19 protein-coding genes are annotated in these 16,999 nt (G+C 61.3%); 18 read left to right on the plus strand and 1 reads right to left on the minus strand.

From position 1 onward, the window contains the following. The first annotated feature begins 4 nt into the window (after nucleotides 1-4). From PVW49_RS17505 to PVW49_RS17525, 5 genes are all read left to right on the plus strand, one after another. Nucleotides 5-310, plus strand: coding sequence for a heavy-metal-associated domain-containing protein (locus PVW49_RS17505; protein ID WP_274591154.1), 306 nt, complete (start codon nucleotides 5-7; stop codon nucleotides 308-310). A gap of 37 nt (nucleotides 311-347) precedes the next feature. Next, nucleotides 348-554: a mercury resistance system transport protein MerF gene (merF, locus tag PVW49_RS17510; RefSeq protein ID WP_274591155.1), complete on the plus strand. Its 207-nt coding sequence runs from the start codon at nucleotides 348-350 to the stop codon at nucleotides 552-554. A gap of 217 nt (nucleotides 555-771) precedes the next feature. Then, on the plus strand, nucleotides 772-2,121 hold the full coding sequence (locus tag PVW49_RS17515) for a dihydrolipoyl dehydrogenase family protein (RefSeq protein WP_274591156.1): 1,350 nt from the start codon (nucleotides 772-774) through the stop codon (nucleotides 2,119-2,121). A 59-nt stretch (nucleotides 2,122-2,180) separates the two neighbouring features. Continuing rightward, the gene (merA, locus tag PVW49_RS17520) at nucleotides 2,181-3,632 is read left to right on the plus strand and encodes a mercury(II) reductase (RefSeq protein WP_274591157.1); all 1,452 of its coding nucleotides are present in this window, start codon (nucleotides 2,181-2,183) and stop codon (nucleotides 3,630-3,632) included. Nucleotides 3,633-3,636: 4 nt separating this feature from the next. Further along, nucleotides 3,637-3,996 carry a hypothetical protein gene (locus PVW49_RS17525; RefSeq protein ID WP_274591158.1) on the plus strand — a complete coding sequence of 120 codons (360 nt, stop codon included), beginning with the start codon at nucleotides 3,637-3,639 and terminating at the stop codon, nucleotides 3,994-3,996. A 132-nt stretch (nucleotides 3,997-4,128) separates the two neighbouring features. Here PVW49_RS17525 and PVW49_RS17530 read toward each other — a convergent pair whose 3' ends face one another. After that, on the minus strand, nucleotides 4,129-6,444 hold the full coding sequence (locus PVW49_RS17530; RefSeq protein WP_274591159.1) for a heavy metal translocating P-type ATPase: 2,316 nt from the start codon (nucleotides 6,442-6,444) through the stop codon (nucleotides 4,129-4,131). Between the two features lie 327 nt (nucleotides 6,445-6,771). On the opposite strand from PVW49_RS17530, the gene PVW49_RS17535 reads away from it, so the two are divergent. The 13 genes from PVW49_RS17535 to PVW49_RS17595 all read left to right on the plus strand — a co-directional run bounded on the left by PVW49_RS17535 (nucleotide 6,772) and on the right by PVW49_RS17595 (nucleotide 16,989). Continuing rightward, nucleotides 6,772-9,324, plus strand: a complete 2,553-nt coding sequence (locus PVW49_RS17535) for an NAD-dependent epimerase/dehydratase family protein (RefSeq protein ID WP_274591160.1) — start codon at nucleotides 6,772-6,774, stop codon at nucleotides 9,322-9,324. An 88-nt stretch (nucleotides 9,325-9,412) separates the two neighbouring features. Then, on the plus strand, nucleotides 9,413-9,856 hold the full coding sequence (gene cueR, locus PVW49_RS17540; protein ID WP_274591161.1) for a Cu(I)-responsive transcriptional regulator: 444 nt from the start codon (nucleotides 9,413-9,415) through the stop codon (nucleotides 9,854-9,856). Between the two features lie 555 nt (nucleotides 9,857-10,411). Next, nucleotides 10,412-11,797: a multicopper oxidase family protein gene (locus tag PVW49_RS17545; protein WP_274591162.1), complete on the plus strand. Its 1,386-nt coding sequence runs from the start codon at nucleotides 10,412-10,414 to the stop codon at nucleotides 11,795-11,797. 20 nt (nucleotides 11,798-11,817) lie between these two features. Next, nucleotides 11,818-12,747 carry a WD40/YVTN/BNR-like repeat-containing protein gene (locus PVW49_RS17550; RefSeq protein WP_274591163.1) on the plus strand — a complete coding sequence of 310 codons (930 nt, stop codon included), beginning with the start codon at nucleotides 11,818-11,820 and terminating at the stop codon, nucleotides 12,745-12,747. A gap of 11 nt (nucleotides 12,748-12,758) precedes the next feature. After that, the gene (locus tag PVW49_RS17555) at nucleotides 12,759-13,256 is read left to right on the plus strand and encodes a DUF411 domain-containing protein (RefSeq protein WP_027263675.1); all 498 of its coding nucleotides are present in this window, start codon (nucleotides 12,759-12,761) and stop codon (nucleotides 13,254-13,256) included. Nucleotides 13,257-13,260: 4 nt separating this feature from the next. After that, nucleotides 13,261-13,389 carry a hypothetical protein gene (locus PVW49_RS17560; protein WP_274591164.1) on the plus strand — a complete coding sequence of 43 codons (129 nt, stop codon included), beginning with the start codon at nucleotides 13,261-13,263 and terminating at the stop codon, nucleotides 13,387-13,389. Further along, nucleotides 13,386-13,871, plus strand: a complete 486-nt coding sequence (locus PVW49_RS17565; protein ID WP_064260116.1) for a c-type cytochrome — start codon at nucleotides 13,386-13,388, stop codon at nucleotides 13,869-13,871. Before PVW49_RS17560 ends, PVW49_RS17565 begins: the two co-directional genes overlap by 4 nt. Next, entirely contained in the window at nucleotides 13,868-14,437 is a 570-nt protein-coding gene (locus PVW49_RS17570; RefSeq protein ID WP_027263677.1) for a DsbE family thiol:disulfide interchange protein, read from the plus strand. The genes PVW49_RS17565 and PVW49_RS17570 overlap by 4 nt, the downstream gene beginning before the upstream one ends. Further along, nucleotides 14,434-14,958 carry a TlpA family protein disulfide reductase gene (locus PVW49_RS17575; RefSeq protein ID WP_274591165.1) on the plus strand — a complete coding sequence of 175 codons (525 nt, stop codon included), beginning with the start codon at nucleotides 14,434-14,436 and terminating at the stop codon, nucleotides 14,956-14,958. Before PVW49_RS17570 ends, PVW49_RS17575 begins: the two co-directional genes overlap by 4 nt. Nucleotides 14,959-15,048: 90 nt before the next feature. Further along, nucleotides 15,049-15,234 (plus strand): hypothetical protein, encoded by a 186-nt coding sequence (locus PVW49_RS17580; RefSeq protein ID WP_274591166.1) that lies wholly within the window; start codon nucleotides 15,049-15,051, stop codon nucleotides 15,232-15,234. A 35-nt stretch (nucleotides 15,235-15,269) separates the two neighbouring features. Then, nucleotides 15,270-15,551, plus strand: coding sequence for a hypothetical protein (locus PVW49_RS17585; RefSeq protein WP_274591167.1), 282 nt, complete (start codon nucleotides 15,270-15,272; stop codon nucleotides 15,549-15,551). Nucleotides 15,552-15,602: 51 nt separating this feature from the next. Further along, nucleotides 15,603-16,358, plus strand: a complete 756-nt coding sequence (locus tag PVW49_RS17590) for a DsbA family protein (RefSeq protein ID WP_274591168.1) — start codon at nucleotides 15,603-15,605, stop codon at nucleotides 16,356-16,358. Further along, a complete protein-coding gene (locus tag PVW49_RS17595) occupies nucleotides 16,348-16,989 on the plus strand; it encodes an SCO family protein (protein WP_274591169.1) in 642 nt (213 codons plus the stop codon). Before PVW49_RS17590 ends, PVW49_RS17595 begins: the two co-directional genes overlap by 11 nt. Nucleotides 16,990-16,999: the final 10 nt, after the last annotated feature.

A 16,999-nucleotide genomic window follows, 5' to 3' on the forward strand; every position in this document is an offset into this window, starting at 1 on the left:
ACCCATGAAGTCACTCCATCTTGCCCTTGCGGTCGTTGGCACCCTCGCGGCTTTCCCCGCCAGCGCCGCCGAACAGCGCATCAATATCGGGGTCGGCGAACTGACATGCCCGACCTGCTCCTACACGGTGGCGGCGGCCATGCGGGGCGTTCCCTCGGTCGAGATCATCGACTTCACGGAAGGAGAGGAATTCGGCACCGGCACCTACATCGTCGCCTTTGATGACGAGGCCGCCGATCAGGACATGATCGTCGAAGCAATCCGCGCCACCGGCTATTCGGCGGACATCGTCGAGTCCGGCGATTTCTGATCGCATTCACCGACCCGCACTCGGAGCTGGAGACAGCATGACAGACATGAACAATAACAATGAACCCACGACCCTTTTGCGGCGCGGCCTCATCGGCAGCGTATTTGCGGCGATCTGTTGCTTCACGCCGTTCCTGGTGCTGATCGTCGCCGGGGTCGGACTTTCTGCCGTTGTTGGTTGGTTCGACTACGCGCTTTTCCCGATGCTCTTCGCCTCGCTGAGTGCGGTTGCATATGCCCTGTGACAGCAAGCGAGCAGACCAGGGCACAGTCCGAAAGCCCTTCTCATCGGCTTGGCGGTTGTTCTTTCGGCTCTGCTGTTCTGGCTGGAGTTCCGCTTTGCTCTGCGGATTTCGGTTGCCGCCGCTTTGGCGGTAGCGGGATATGCGCTCTGGCTCAGAAAATCGGGCAGTTCAGCAGTGAGCCGGATCAAGAGAAACTGGCACAAGGAAAGGAACAGGTATGACCAAGACGTATGACCTCATCGTGATCGGCGGCGGCACCGCTGGAAATGGCGTCGCCCGGATGGCCGCGGATGCAAGCTGGAGCGTCGCCAGCATCGACAGCGAACCCCATGGCGGCACCTGCGCCCTGCGCGGCTGCGACCCCAAGAAAATGCTGGTCGCGGTCACCGAGGGTGTCGAATGGGCCGAAAACATGGAAGGCAAGGGGCTGGAGGCGCAACCTTCGGTCACCTGGCCCGACATGATCGCCTTCAAGCGCAGCTTCACCGACGATATGCCGCCGCGCATCGAAGGCGGAATGGAGAAGGCGGGGATTGACGTCCTGCACGGAGAGGTACGGTTCACCGGCTCCGATACGATCGAGTTGAACGGCAAAACCCTGACGGCGAAGCATTTCCACATCGCCACCGGCGCGCGGCCGATGACGCTGAACATTCCCGGCGAAGAGCATCTGACCACCAGCACCGAGTTTCTTGAACTCCCCGACCGGCCTGACCGCATCGCCTTTGTCGGCGGTGGCTTCATCGCGATGGAATTCGCACATATCGTCAGGCGCGCCGGGTCCAGCGAAGTGACCGTGCTGGAGATGGCGGATCGCCCCCTTGGCAACTTCGACCCCGACCTGGTCGAAATGCTGGTCGAAGGCACCGAGGAACTTGGCATCGACCTGCGCACCAAGGCGAAGGTCACGAAGATCGAGAAACAGGGCGATGAATTCACCGTCACAGTGGAACGCGCCGACGGCACCGAAATCGTGACCTGCGACCTGGTGGTGCATGGCACAGGCCGGGTGCCGAATATCGACGGGCTGAACCTCGAAGCCGCAGGCGTCGAATACTCGCGCCGCGGCATCAATGTGAGTGACGCGATGCGCACCACCAATCCGGCGATCTTCGCCGCGGGCGACTGCGCTGACAGTGGGCCCAAGCTGACCCCGGTGTCCGCCTTCGAAGGGCGTGTGGCAGGCAAGAACCTGCTGGCTGGAGAGGACGAGCGTACCGTGGATTATCCGCCGATCCCGTCGGTAGTCTTCACCCTGCCGATGGTGGCCACCGTGGGCTTGTCGGAAGCGGTGGCCAGGGAACAAGGGCTGAAGTTCGACACCCATTTCGAAAAGACCGGGGACTGGTATTCGTCGCTGCGCGTCGGCGCGAAACATACCGGATTCAAGGTTCTTGTCGAACATGGCAGCGGGCAGATCCTCGGCGCGCATCTGATCGGACCGGGCTCCGAGGAACAGATCAATCTCTTCGCCATGGCCATGGGTGCCGGGCAGACCGCCAACCAGATCAAGGCGATGATCTTCGCCTATCCGAGCTATGCCTCCGACATCGGGTCGATGGTGTAATTTCAGAATTTTGGCCGGGCGACCGTCGCGATGTCCGGTCGCAGGCCAAGGAAGAAGACATGGACCAGACCGTCAAGAAAAAGGATTGCTGCTCATCGAAAGAGGTGAGCGGCGACCAATATGACCTCATCGTCGTGGGAGCCGGCTCGGCCGGCTTCTCTGCCTCGATCACGGCAGCCGAGGCCGGAAAGCGCGTGGCTCTTGTCGGGCACGGCACCATCGGCGGCACCTGTGTGAACGTCGGCTGCGTGCCATCCAAGGCGATGATCCGCGCCGCCGAGGCGGTCCATGGCGGCGCGTCCGCTGCCCGGTTTCCGGGCATCTCGCCTTGTGCCCATGCCGTGGACTGGGGTGGCGTGGTGAAAGGCACCGCCGATCTGGTCGAGGAGATGCGGCAGAAGAAATACATCGACCTGCTGCCCGCCTATGAGAACGTCACCCATATCGAGGAAGGCCCGGCGCGACTGGTCGAGGGTGGCGTCGCTGTCGGAGGCCGGGTGATATCCGCGTCGCGCGTCCTGATTGCCACCGGGTCTCGCCCGCATATACCTGTAATTGACGGGATCGAGGCCGTAGAGGCGTTGGATTCCTGGGGACTGCTGACTCTACCCGACCGGCCCGAAAGCATCCTCGTTCTGGGCGGCGGCTATATCGGCTGCGAGCTGGCGCAAATGGCCTCGAGACTGGGGGTGAAGGTCACGCTAGTGACCCGCTCACGCCTTCTGCCAGGCGCCGAGCCGGAGGTGACCGAGGCGCTGACGGAGGCGCTGAAGGTCGAGGGCATCACGGTCGAGACCGGTCTTGCTTACGTCTCGGTCGCGAAAGCTGCGGGCGGCGTCAGTCTGACTGTCGAACGGGGTGGCAAGACCGAGGATCTGACCGCCGAACGGCTGGTTGTGACCACCGGCCGGATCGCCAATTCCGAGAACCTTGGATTGGAAGAGCTTGGCATCGAGACCAATGCGCGCGGCTCGGTCATGGTCGGCCCCGACATGGCGACCACGCGTGCCGGCGTCTGGGCCGCGGGCGATGTCAGTGACCGTGACCAGTTCGTCTACATGGCGGCCTATGGTGCCAAGGTGGCGATCAATAATGCCCTTGGATTGGAGCAGATGCGCTATGACAACGCGGCGATGCCGTGGGTCGTGTTTACCGACCCGCAAGTGGCCGGCGTCGGCCTTTCGGAGGCCGAGGCCAAGACGGCGGGGTACGACGTCAAGACCAGCGTGATCACGCTCGACAACGTCCCGCGCGCCGCCGCTGCACGCGATACCCGCGGCGTGATCAAGCTGGTGGCCGACGTCAAGACCGACCGCCTGTTGGGCGGTCAGATCGCAGCACCCGAGGGCTCTGAGACCATCCAGACGCTTGCCATGACCCTCAAGTTCGGTATGACCGCAGGGGCGCTCGGCGAAACGATCTTCCCATATCTGACCACGGTTGAAGGACTGAAACTGGCCGCACAAACCTTTGACAAGGATGTAGCAAAGCTCAGCTGCTGCGCGGGGTGAGACCATGGCATCAGGCGATAGATCGGACTTCTTGTCGACGCTTCCCGGGGGGCTGATCGGCTGGGGCTTGCCAATCGCCGCGATGCTCCTGGCGATCGGCGTCCCGCATCCGGTCAAGACCTGGGTCTGGGTCATAGCGCTGATCTGGATGGGAGCAGCTTGTCTTTGGAACGCGCACCGGTGCAAGCGGCGGCATTGCTTCTGGACCGGACCGTTTTTCTTTGTGATGGGGCTGTCCGTATTGGCTTACGGGTACGGTTTCGTGGATCTTGGCGGCCAAGGCTGGAAGTGGCTGGGTGCGGTGATCGGGATTGGCGCGTGGGCTATCGCGGCCATCACGGAGCGCGAGGGCAGGTATCGTTGATAAGCCGTGCGGAACGACGACTTTTGACCGTCGCTGTCGGCGTCGCCTACAATTTTGCAGAACACTCGGTCAATCGACAGGAGAGTGCTGTATCCGCGCGATGGATTATTGGACCCCGGAGCTTGATGCAGGTCATAACCGGACCGTCCGCAACCTGAGAGCATTTCCAATTACCGAAACAGAAGAAAGGCTCATCGCAGCGGCTGCAAACATCGGAGAGATCAATAACCCGAAGAATGGATACAGGATTCCCGCAGCGATCGGAACGCCGGCCGTGTTGTAGATCATCGCGAAGAAGAGGTTCTGCCGGATGTTTCGCATAGTCGCCAGCGAAAGACGCCGCGCGCGGACAAGTCCATTCAAATCGCCCTTCAACAGCGTGAAGCCGGCACTCTCAATGGCCACATCTGCACCGGTTCCCATTGCGATCCCGACGTCCGCCTGTGCCAGGGCAGGCGCGTCATTCACGCCGTCGCCAGCCATCGCGACCTTGCGACCCTCGGCCTGAAGCTCGCGGATGATGCGCGCCTTGTCTTCGGGCAAGACATCGGCCCGGACATCATCGATGCCCAGCCGTGACGCGACGGCACGCGCCGTGCGTTCGTTGTCACCTGTCGCCATGACAATCCGGAAGCCCAGTTCATGCAGCGCCTTCAACGCGGCGGGCGTCGTTTCCTTGACCGGATCGGCGACACTGACAAGGCCCGCCACGGCACCGTCGATGATGACGAACATCACCGTTTCTCCTTCGTCGCGACGGGCGTTAGCAACTTGGCTCGCGGCAGGCGCATCGATTCCAAGCTCACCAAGCATTCGCGCGTTCCCGAGAGCGACGGACTTACCGTCCACGCTTCCCTTGACCCCCATGCCGGTGACCGCCTCGAAGTCATGCGCGCTGGCAAAGTCTATCCCGCGCGCTTCGGCCCCGCGAACAATGGCCTCGGCCAGTGGGTGCTCCGACCCGCGTTCAAGGCTGGCGGCCAGCCGCAGGACCTCTTCCTCGTCATGGCCGTCCTCGGGAAGGACGGCGGCAAGCTCCGGCTTGCCCATGGTCAATGTGCCGGTCTTGTCGACGATCAGGGTGTCTACCTTCTCGAACGCTTCCAGCGCTTCTGCATTCTTGATCAGCACGCCCGCCTGAGCGCCGCGTCCGGTCGCCGTCATGATCGACATCGGTGTCGCGAGCCCGAGCGCACAGGGACAAGCGATGATGAGCACCGCAATGGCGGAAACGAGACCATAGGCGAGGGCAGGGGAGGGACCCCAGATCGACCAGGCAATGAATGAAACGATGGCCACGGCGATCACGGCCGGCACGAAATACCCTGCCACTGCGTCGGCGAGCTTCTGGATGGGCGCGCGCGACCGTTGTGCGGCTGCAACCATCTCGACGATCTGCGCGAGCATCGTGTCCTCGCCGACGCGTTTCGCTTCGATGATTATACTGCCAGTGCCGTTGATCGTGGCGCCGGTAACGGCATCGCCTGTCACCTTTTCGACCGGCACGGGTTCGCCGGTGAGCATCGACTCGTCGACAGAGGACCGCCCGTCGATCACCTCGCCATCCACCGGCACTTTCTCGCCCGGTCGTACCCGGATGTGATCGCCGATCTGGACATCCTCAAGCGCCACTTCCTCCTCACTTCCATCGGCACGGATAATTCGGGCGCTCTTGGCTGCAAGGTCGAGCAGGGCCCGGATGGCGGAGCCGGTTCGCTCACGTGCGCGCAGCTCCAGGATTTGGCCGAGCAGGACCAGCACGACAATCACTGCCCCTGCCTCGAAATAGATGCCGACATTGCCCTGGTCGTCGCGGAAGCCTGCGGGGAAAAGGCCTGGTGCGATCACCGCGACGGTGCTGAAGGTCCAGGCCGCGAAGACGCCCATGGCGATCAGGCTGAACATGTTGAGGTTCAGCGTGCGGAAGCTCTTCCAGCCTCGCACGAGGAACGGCCAGCCGGCCCAGAGAATGACCGGCGTCGCCAGGATCAGCTCCAGCAAGTGAGCAAGCCTTTCCCCCGTCCAGTCGCGAATGGGCATGCCAACATAGCCGCCCATCGCGAGCAGCACGACCGGGATGGTCAGCGCCGCGCCAGTCCAGAAGCGGCGGGTGAAATCAACGAGTTCGGGATTCGGGCCTTCGTCACCAGTGGGCACGCCCTTGGGTTCCAAAGCCATCCCGCAGATCGGGCAATCACCCGGTCCGACCTGCTCGATCTCGGGATGCATCGGGCAGGTGAAAATCGTTCCCTCGGGCATCGGCTCCGGCGCCGGCCCTGCACCCAAATACGTCTCGGGCTCGGCGTCGAACTTGTCCTTGCATCGTGACGAGCAGAACAGAAACTCTTCGCCCGCGTGAGTTGATCGGTGTTTGGCCGTCGCGTGATCGACCTTCATCCCGCAGACGGGATCAGTGACTTCGCGTGTTTCTGCTTTTGTAGTGTCCATGTCAGGTCCCTTCGGCAGGTTGCTGACAATTCACTTAATGCTTCTAGTTGCTGGAAGGTCAATAGAAGCCTGCACCCTTTCAAATGTTCGATCCCAGACGCGGCCTCTAACCTTCCAGCGCTGGAAATTGAAACCAAATGCCAATGACTTAGTTGAACCGGTAGCAACTGAAAGAAGGAAGAAGATCATGATGGATGGTGGAATGATGGGTGGCGGCATGATGCTCGGCATGGGAATCGTCTGGCTTCTTGTCATCGTGGTGCTGGTTCTCGCGATCATTGCGCTGGTGAAATACCTGCGCACATAGCGGAAGGCCGGAGCGTCACCATGGCGGATGAAAGCAAGCCGGTCGTCATTGTCACGGGGTCGAGCGGGTATCTCGGGGCCGCGGTGGTGCGACGGCTGCACGGGTCCTACCGCGTCGTCGGACTTGATCGGTATTCGCCGCCCCATCCGCCGCATCAGGCCGAGTGCGTCTGCTTCGACATCACCGATCAGGCAAGTATCGACACCGCGCTTGATCGTGTGCGGCTGGCTTACGGCGACAGGATTGCCGCCTGCATTCACCTTGCGGGCTATTTCCATCTCAGCGGCGAGGATGATCCGGCGTATGATGCCGTGACGGTCGAAGGCTCAAAACGGCTGATGAAGGGTCTTCAGGGGTTTGAGCTTGAACAGTTCGTCTTCGCTTCCACCATGCTTGCCCATGCGCCGACCGAGCCGGGGGAGCCGATAGACGAGGATCATCCTCTCGATCCCAGGTTTCCTTACCGCGCATCGAAGGTGCGCACGGAGAAGGTACTGCGCGAGGTAAGGGGCGACGAGAAACTCGTGCTGATGCGCCCCGCCGGTATCTACGATGACAACGGGCAGTCGACTTTTCTGACCCACCAGATCGCCCGCATTCACGAACGACGATTCAGCGGCAAGGTTTATCCTGGCGATCTGTCGCGCGGGCAGGCGTTCCTGCATCTCGACGATTTTCTCGACGCGGTGGAACGTATCGTTGATCGGCGCGTCAAGCTGCCGGACGTTTTTCCGGTGCTACTGGGCGAGGCCGACCCGATACCCTTCGGCGAGTTGCAGCGCCTGATCGGGCGCGAGCTGCATGGAGAGGACTGGATCACCTGGAACGTGCCGCCCCAACTGGCCAAGTTCGGCGCCTGGACGGAAAACAAGATATTTGGTGAGGATGCCTTCATTCGGTCCTGGATGGTCGATATTTCGAGCGATCATTATGAGCTCGATCTGTCAGCAGCGAAGAAGCATTTGGCTTGGACGCCTCAGCACAGCCTGCGCGAGGACATGCCGGGCATTCTTCAGCGCCTGAAGGACGATCCCTTCGAATGGTACGAAGCGAACGGGTTGAACGCCGCCCGCGTTTCGGCGTCCAAGGTTGAGAACGCCGTGGCTGAAGAGGCTGCCGAGAAGGCACCGACCGAGGCCGAAGCGAACGCGAACAGGCGCGAGCACGATCAACACATGCGGCAGATGCATTTCTCGATGCTCTGGGTGCATTGGCTGGTCATGGCGCTCGGCCTGTGGCTGGCTACCGCGCCATCGGTTTTCGGCACCTTCGATCAGACCGAATTCAGCGCGGCGGTCCAGCGCGTGACGGAGGATCGTGGGCTGTGGTCCGCCGCTACACGCAGTTGGCTGACCGCGTGGAACAATGTCTTCACCGGACTTGCCATCATGGTCTTTGCCGCCCTGTCGCTTCGCCCCGGCAACGGCTGGGCGCAATGGGCGAATGCCGCGCTCGGCGTCTGGTTGCTTGCCGCGCCCTTGGTATTTTGGACGCCCGATGCGGCCGTCTATGCCAATGACACGCTGATCGGCGCGCTGGTGGTCGCACTGACCATCCTGATCCCGATGATGCCGGGCATGTCGCGCGAGGGGATGATGGACGATACCGACATTCCGCCCGGCTGGAGCTACTGCCCCTCCACCTACGTCCAGCGCCTGCCGATCATCGCGCTCGGTGTCGTGGGCTTCATCCTGTCGCGCGTCCTGTCGGCCTATCAGCTCGGCCATGTAGACGGCGTGTGGGAGCCGTTCTTTTCCTCGCCCTCGGCGCTGAATGGCACCGAATACATCATCACCTCCGATGTCTCAAAGGCCTGGCCCATTGCCGACGGTGGCCTTGGCGCGATGAGTTACATGTTCGAAATCATGATGGGCGTGATGGGCAGCCGCTTGCGCTGGCGCACAATGCCCTGGATGGTCGCACTTTTCGGGATCGTTGTCGGGCCGCTTGGCGTGATCAGCATCTATTTCATCATCATTCAGCCGATTGCCATTGGCACCTATTGCACGATCTGCCTGATGGCGGCGCTGGCCATGCTGATCATGATCCCGTTCTCACTCGATGAAATCGTCGCGATGGTGCAGTTCATGGTCTGGAATATGCGCCGGGGCAGACCGTTCTGGCGCGCGTTCTTCAGAGGCGATGCTCTGCCCGGTGGCACAACGGGGGGCGAAATGAGCTTCGACGCGCGACCTATGCAGATCTTTCGACAAAGCGCACGTGGGGTTACCGTCCCATGGACACTCGGGCTGAGTGCAGCGATTGGCGCCTTCCTGATGTTGTCGCGCGCGATTTTCGGTAACGAAGCGGCAATGGCGAACAGCGATCACCTGCTGGGCGCACTGGTTCTGACCACAGCGGTCATCGCCTGGGCCGAGGTCGCGCGGCCATTGAGGTTCCTTAACATCCTCTTCGGCCTCTGGCTGGTCATCGCGCCCTGGCTTCTGGGCGGAGGCACGGTGGCAGGCAGCCTTGTCGGTATCCTCGCCGGGATCGCTCTCATCGCGCTCAGCCTGCCGCGTGGGAAGCGCAGCGAGGAACACTATGGGAGTTGGGACAGATTCATTTTTTGAAAGGGCGTCAGAAAATGATTGCCAAGCGCCCTTGACCTTCCAGTAGGTGGAAGGACTATCTGGTGTTTCAAGGAGAGGATTGCCAGCCATGAACATCGGAAATGTTTCGGAACAGAGCGGATTGCCGGCGAAAACGATCCGGTATTACGAGGATATCGGACTCGTGCAACCGTCGCGGCGTGAAAACGGGTACCGCGATTTCACTGTTCAGGATCTGCACAAGCTGACGTTTCTCGGCCGGGCGCGATCGTTGGGTTTCAGCATTGAGGAGTGTCGCACATTATTGTCGCTGTACGAGGATCACGAGCGGTCCAGCGCCGACGTCAAGGCGATCGCCCAAAGCCACCTCGCGCGGGTGGACCAAAAAATCGAGGAGTTGCAGGCGCTGAGCGCAACGCTTGGTGATCTCGTTGTTCGGTGTCATGGCGATGATCGTCCTGACTGCCCGATAATGGATGACCTGACAGATTCCGACCTCGCGGAGACACGAAACTATCCTACTGGCACAACCCTCGGAACACTGGTAAATTAACCGCATGCACTTTGTCGCCCGCCTCATCATGATAACTGTCCTTGCCGCCTTCGCGGTAAGCTCGGTTGCGCATGCGGCCGGTTCGGCCAGGATGGCATCTGAAATGATCGCAGCCGGAGCTGAAATGGCAGGTGCTGGCTGCGAGGCATGTGATGACGATACGGCGGGAACCTTGGGCGTCGCATGCGATTTTGTGTGCAACTCGGCGACCGCCGTCGCGCTGGTGGGAGCCTCGGCGGAATTTGGTTCAATTGCAGTTTCGAGCGCTCATGGACTGCCGATCGCGCGGGATTTTCGCGGTCTGAGCAGTCCGCCTGCCAAACAGCCTCCAAGATTCCTTCTCTGATCTGACACGCGCCGCGGTTTCGCGGTCGCAGTGTCATGCCGTGACAGTGGAGCCATGCCGCTCCGTGTTGCGGGTATTCCAAACCGCAGTTGCCGCTTTGGCTCCGGCGGAGGACCCCATTATTATCAGAGAGCCCCTGTCCGATGTCTTTGAAGTGCAAACCTAACGTCACGCGCCGCGCCTTTGTCGCGTCGTCGCTCGCGGGTGTGATGTCCACCACCCTGCCTTTTCCGGGGATGGCGGAAGCCGCGATCCGCAAATTCTCGCTCCGGGCCACTCCGGGAAGGACACGGCTTGTTCCTGAGCCACATCCCGACACCGCGGCCTGGTGCTACAACGGTAAGGTTCCGGGCCCGGAGATCCGCCTTCGGCAAGGTGATCGCCTTCAGGTCGAGGTTATCAACGACCTTGCGGAGGAAACCACCGTGCATTGGCATGGTATCCGGCTTCCCAACGCAATGGACGGGGTGCCGCATCTGACACAGGCTCCGATCGCTCCGGGCGACAGGTTCGTTTACGAATTCAATGCAGTCGATGCCGGAACCTTCTGGTATCACCCGCACCAGCGCAGCTTCGAGCAGGTCGGGCGCGGTCTCTACGGTCCCCTTATCGTCGAGGAGGCCAATCCCCCTCGTGTCGACCGCGAAGTTACCTGGGTGCTGGACGACTGGCGACTGACCGACGACGCATCGATTTCTGACGATTTCGGCAATGCCCATGACGTGAGTCACGCGGGCCGCCTCGGCAACACCGTGACGATCAACGGTCTTGTGCCGGAGACATTCGAGGTGGCATCAGGGGAGCGGATCCGCCTCCGCCTGATCAACGCCGCGAATGCCCGGATCTTCGCGCTCGATTTCGGGGACCATACACCGCGCATCATCGCGCTCGACGGCCAACCCGTCACGCCACATGACCCGCCGGGCGGTCTTGTCGTTCTTGGACCCGCAATGCGCGCCGACGTAATCCTGGATTGCATCGGTGTGCCCGGCGCGCAATCCCAGCTTGTCGACCGTGCCTATCGCGGGAACGATTTTCGAGTCCTCGATTTCACCTACGCTGATACCGCCCTGCGCGAGGCTACACCGGACTGGCCGATCACACTGCCAGTCAACCCTATTCCCGAACCAGACCTGAGTTCTGCGCAGCGTCATGAGGTGACGTTCACCGGCGGGATGATGGGCATGATGGTGGAGCGGGAGATGGGCCTGGAGCCGCGTGGAGGCATGATGGGCGGCGGGATGATGGGCATGATGCATGACGGACGCGGCATCTGGTTCGTCAACGGAAAAGCCGCCGAGGGGCATGTGCTCGACCCGTTCCTGACGCTTAAACGCGACGCAAGTCACATTCTGGAAATGACCAACGCGACCGCTTTTGATCACCCGATTCATCTGCACGGCCACTCATTCCGCGTAATCAGCCGAAACGGTGCGCCGACGCCGCATCGGGAATGGCAGGACACGGTGCTCATGGCGCCCCGCGAACGGGTCGAGATCGCCTTCGTCGCCGACAACCTCGGCGACTGGATGTTCCACTGCCACATTCTCGAACACCAGGCTGCGGGAATGATGGGCGTGATCCGCGTCGCATGAGCTCCGGAGGAGGACAAGATATGACAAACAGTACCTTGATTTTTGAGCCGGACAGAGGCCACTTCCTGGCACTGGGTATGGGTGCAGCCGCAGTGCTCGTATTGCCCGGCGCGGTGCGCGCGGCCGACCGGGCGGCCGATATTCGAACGCTCGCCTTCGACGGCGACACGCTGCTGATCGCAGGCGCAACACTGAGGGCCAGCCTCGACGGCGGTCGCAGCTGGCATGTGAGACCGACACCTTCCCCGGTCTCCTCGATCGCCACGCATCCTGCGCGTCCCGGACGTCTCCTTGCCGGACTGGCGCGGGGAGGGGTGGCCGTGTCCGGCGATGGCGGATCGTCATGGACTACCCGAAGCGACGGGCTTGCCTCCGGTGAGGTCACGGCGCTGGCTGTGGCCGCCGGAAACCCCGACATGATCTATGCCGCGATCCGCGGCGACGGCCTCTGGAAGAGCGAGGATGCAGGCGCAACCTGGGCCCTGGCCATGGACCGGCCCTGGCTCGACGCGGCCGAGCGCGACCCGCTGACGCTGGTATCGGTCGATCTCGATACCGGAATGGGCGGCATATGGATCTATGCGGGAACCGAGAAGGGCCTGACCCGCGTTCCGGACTGTTTCTGCCGCTGGCAGGACGTTCAGCCGGGCAATGCGATGGACGCTCTGGCGGCGGGCGCACCGCCTGCCGAGGCACCCCTGCCGGCGGACGAACCGGTCCTGTCGCTGGCCAGTGCCCTGACGGCACCGTCTAAGCTTTACGCGGCACTGCCCTCGGGGGTCTGGGCGTCGCAGGACGGCGGCGTGGTCTGGACGCACAAGGCAGAAGGGCAGGGGAGGGCCATCGCGCTTCACCCAAGGGACGAAAATCACGTGGCCGCCATACTCGACGGCGCTCTGAAACTCAGCCGCGATGGCGGCGCAACCTGGATCGCGCTCGCGATCGCATGATGGAGAACCCCATGAACAGAAGAATTTTCCTGGCTTCGCTTGCTGCACTTGGCGTCGGCGGAACCTTCACTTTCACGACGCTGACTTCGGCACAAAGCACCGATGATGCGACCGGTCACGCAAGTACCGATGTGTCAGACGGAACGAAGCAGATCACCATCTGGCGCGACCCGGGCTGCGGCTGCTGTGACACCTACGCCGATTACCTGGAAGAGAACGGTTATACGGTAACACGCATCGACGATCGGGAATTCGACAAGCGCTCGATCGAAGTCGGCGTTCCCGAACAGGGGCTCGGCTGTCATCTGGCCGAGATCGAAGGCTATTTTGTCAGTGGACTGGTGCCCTCGGAGATCCTGGAAAGGCTGGTCGCGGAGAAGCCCGACATCACCGGCATTACTTTGCCGGGCATGCCTGCGAACGCACCGGGCATGGCAAGAGTAAAGACCGGTACGCTCAAGACCTACGCCTTCGGCGAGGGCGGGATCGCCGTTTACTCCGATGAGTAACTGCATGGACATGATGAACGGCCCGATGATGGGTGTGATGATGTTCGGTGGAGGGCTATTGCTCCTGCTCGTCGCTGCGGTTCTGGTGCTCAGCCTCGTCGCACTCGTGAAATACCTCAGGAGTGCGACATGAGGCGGGCCGCAACAATCGGTGCCGCCATCGTCGCACTATCCGCGATCGGCTTTGCCGTCCTCGCGCAGTCGGAAAGTGACGAAGCTTCTGTGGATGGGCTGTCCTTCCTCGGTGAACCCGTGACTACTGCGGACATCGCAGCCGGCGAGACGCTCTACGCGGAGAATTGCGCGTCCTGTCATGGTGCCGAACTGGAAGGGCAGCCCGATTGGCGGCGGCGTCTAGACAATGGGCGCATGCCCGCTCCCCCACATGACGAAACCGGCCATACCTGGCACCATTCGGACCGGAACCTCTTTATCGTAACCAAGGGCGGCGTCGGTGCCGTCGTGCCCGGTTATGAAAGCGACATGCCGGCGTTTGAAGGCATCCTGACCGACGACGAGATTGCCGATGTTCTCTCTTACATCAAAAGCACCTGGCCGGATCGACAGCGCGAATTCCAGGCGGAAGTCTCTGTCAACGACAAGGGTGATTTATGAGCGCGGTCGAGGCCAATCGCCGTAAGGGTCGGCTTGTCACCGTGCTGCCAGTTGCGATCTTCGCCCTCATCGGCGCAGGTTTTTATTGGGGCCTGTTCAATGGCAACGACACTCTTCCTTCCCCACTTGTTGGCAAGGCGGTGCCTGAGTTCGACTTGCCGCCGATAGAGGGACGAACCGACGGTCTGTCGACCGCCGACCTCAAAGGGCAGGTGTCTATCGTGAACGTCTGGGCGTCCTGGTGCGTGCCGTGCCGGGTAGAGATGCCGTTGCTGAACGAACTGGCGGCGCAGGGTGAAGTCCCGATCTTCGGCATAAACTACAAGGACCGTCCCGAAGAGGCATTGGGCTTTCTCGATGAGCTTGGTGACCCTTACACCCGCATCGGCGCCGACCGGAACGGGCGCGTGTCCATCGATTGGGGCGTCTACGGCTTGCCCGAGACCTTCGTGATCGATGCCGAGGGCCGGATTGCCTACAAGCATATCGGCCCCTTCAACCGCAACTCTCTGGAGGAAAACATCCTTCCCGTGGTGCGGCGTCTTCAGGAAGGAGCGGGATCATGAAACGACGTGAATTATTGGCTGGCATGGCGGCGCTCGGCGTCGCGGGGCCGGTTCACGCACGCCCCCCGATGCCGCTTCACGACAAGCCGCGACAGATGCTGTCGCCACCTTTCGTCGATGGAAAGGGCCGCGATCTGACGCTGGCGGATTTCCGGGGCAGGGTGGTCCTACTGAACATCTGGGCGACCTGGTGTGTTCCCTGCCGTGAAGAGATGCCAACGCTCGACGCTTTGCAGGAAAAGCTGGGCGGGGACGATTTCCATGTCCTGCCACTGTCCATCGACCGCGCCGGTATGAGGGTCGTTCGAAGCTTCTACGAAGAAATCGGCATCCGCCATCTCGACATGTATCTCGCCGACAGCACACGAGCGATGCTTGCCTTCGGCGCTCTGGGCTTTCCCACCACGATCCTGATCGATCGCGACGGTTTCGAGCGCGGCAGGCTTGTCGGGCCGGCCGAATGGGACAGTCCCGAGGTCATGGCCCAGATTCAGAATCTCATCAACGAAAGGAGTGAATAACCAATGTCTGAAACTTCATCTCACACTGAGAATCCGGTGGCACGCCCATGGCGGCCGCAATTTGGACAGCGCAGCCTGATTCTCGCGTCAATGACGATCATCGGCGCCGGGCTTTACCTGAACTGGGGTTGGGTGACGGCCATTGGGGCCGCCCCGCTGATCCTGGCCGTGGCGCCCTGCGCCGTGATGTGCGGGCTTGGCGTCTGCGTGATGTGCAAATCCAAATCATGTGACAACAAGAGCACGGCCGCAGAGCCGGGCCTGCCGAGGGACTGATCCCGAAAACCTCAAGAAACCTTAAGGAGAAACTGATGACACTTATCAAGAAACTGAGCATGGCGACTGCCGTATCCACGCTTTTGGCCACCGGTGTATTCGCCCAGGACAACACCGGTTCGTCTGACCAGATGATGGACGGTGAGACCGGAATGGCCGGCAACATGATGGACGGCGACATGTCCGGCATGGACGGCATGATGCCCATGATGAGGATGATGCAGAAAATGGGCCCGATGATGGAGGCCTGCACCGAGATGATGGAGGCCATGAACAACTCCGAGGATGAAACCACCCCTTCGACCGACAAGGGCTGATCAATCATCGCCGGGGGCCAAGGCCCCCGGCGATTTGACAGGGAAAAATAGATGATACTCAAGACTGCCCTTCGCGTGTTTGCGGTCTTCCTCTGGGCGCTGATTTCCACGTCCACGATTTCGTTGGCCCAGCAATCGACGCCGCTCGATCAGGTTGAGCAAGAGGCCATCAAAGCCTTGATCCTGCAAACCATTCGAGAGAACCCCGAAGTTCTGATGGATACGCTCCTGACTTTCCAGGAAGAGGCTCAGGCACAAGCCCAGGCCGAACAACGGGCTGCGCTTCAGCGCGTGGGTGAACTCCTGCTTGCGGACGCAAACACCGGCGCGATGGGCAATCCTGATGGCGACATCGTGCTTGTCGAATTCTTCGACTACAACTGCCCCTATTGCCGACGCGCGGCCCCGGTCCTTTTCGAATTGATAGAGGAGAACCCGGCCTTGCGCATCATCATGCGGGAATGGCCGATTCTCGGGCCAGACTCTGGACTAGCGGCTCGGGCCTCGCTGGCCGCGATAAAACAGAACGGATTCGTGGCCTTCCACGATGCCCTGATGGCGCAGCCGCGCGCCAATGCTGTCTTTATAAGAAGGGCCGCTGAGCAGGCAGGGCTGGACTACGACCAGTTGCAGGCAGATATGGACGCGCCTGAAGTCGATGCCCATATCGCAAAGTCTCACGATCTCGCACGGCAGCTTGGAATATCTGGCACGCCGACGTTCCTGATCGGGGAGGCGCTTGTTCCTGGATTGTTGGAAAAGGCCGATCTTCAGGCTTTGATTTCGGAGGCCGGAGATGTCGATTGAACCTCGTGATACCCCTCCAAAAGCGCGGCTCCTGAGAACCATATTGTGGGGCACGATAACTGCTGCGCTCGCTGGGCTAGCGATCTTTTGGGCTTTGGATAACTATCTTGGCAACCGATCGAAGGCCGTCCGCTATTCGGGTGAGGCGGATATTCGATCCGAATTTTCACTGATAGATCACACCGGACAAGAGGTGACACAGGCTGACTACGCCGACCGCTGGCAGCTTGTTTTCTTCGGTTTCACCAACTGCCCCGATGTTTGCCCGACGACACTGGCATATATGGCCAGCGTGCTGGACCTGCTCGGCAAAGATGCGGACCAAGTGGCGCCGATCTTCATCACGGTCGATCCGGAACGCGACACAGTGCCGGTCATGGCGGAATATGTATCAGTCTTTCATCCGAGCCTGATCGGCCTGACCGGAACCGAAGCGCAGGTTGCCGAGGCCACCAGAAATTTCCGCACATGGTACAAGCGGACCGAGGACGACAGCGCGCCGGACGATTATTTCATGGCGCATGCCGGGCACATATACCTCATGTGGCCCGGTGGCGAATTTGAGGCGGTCTATCAGGAAGGCGGCCAACCGCCCGAGGCGCTGGCGCAGGAAATCCGCAAAAAACTATAAACAATGGAAC

Origin of the sequence: Marinovum sp. PR37 (assembly GCF_028807375.1) — a bacterium.
GTDB classification, from domain to species: domain Bacteria; phylum Pseudomonadota; class Alphaproteobacteria; order Rhodobacterales; family Rhodobacteraceae; genus Marinovum; species Marinovum algicola.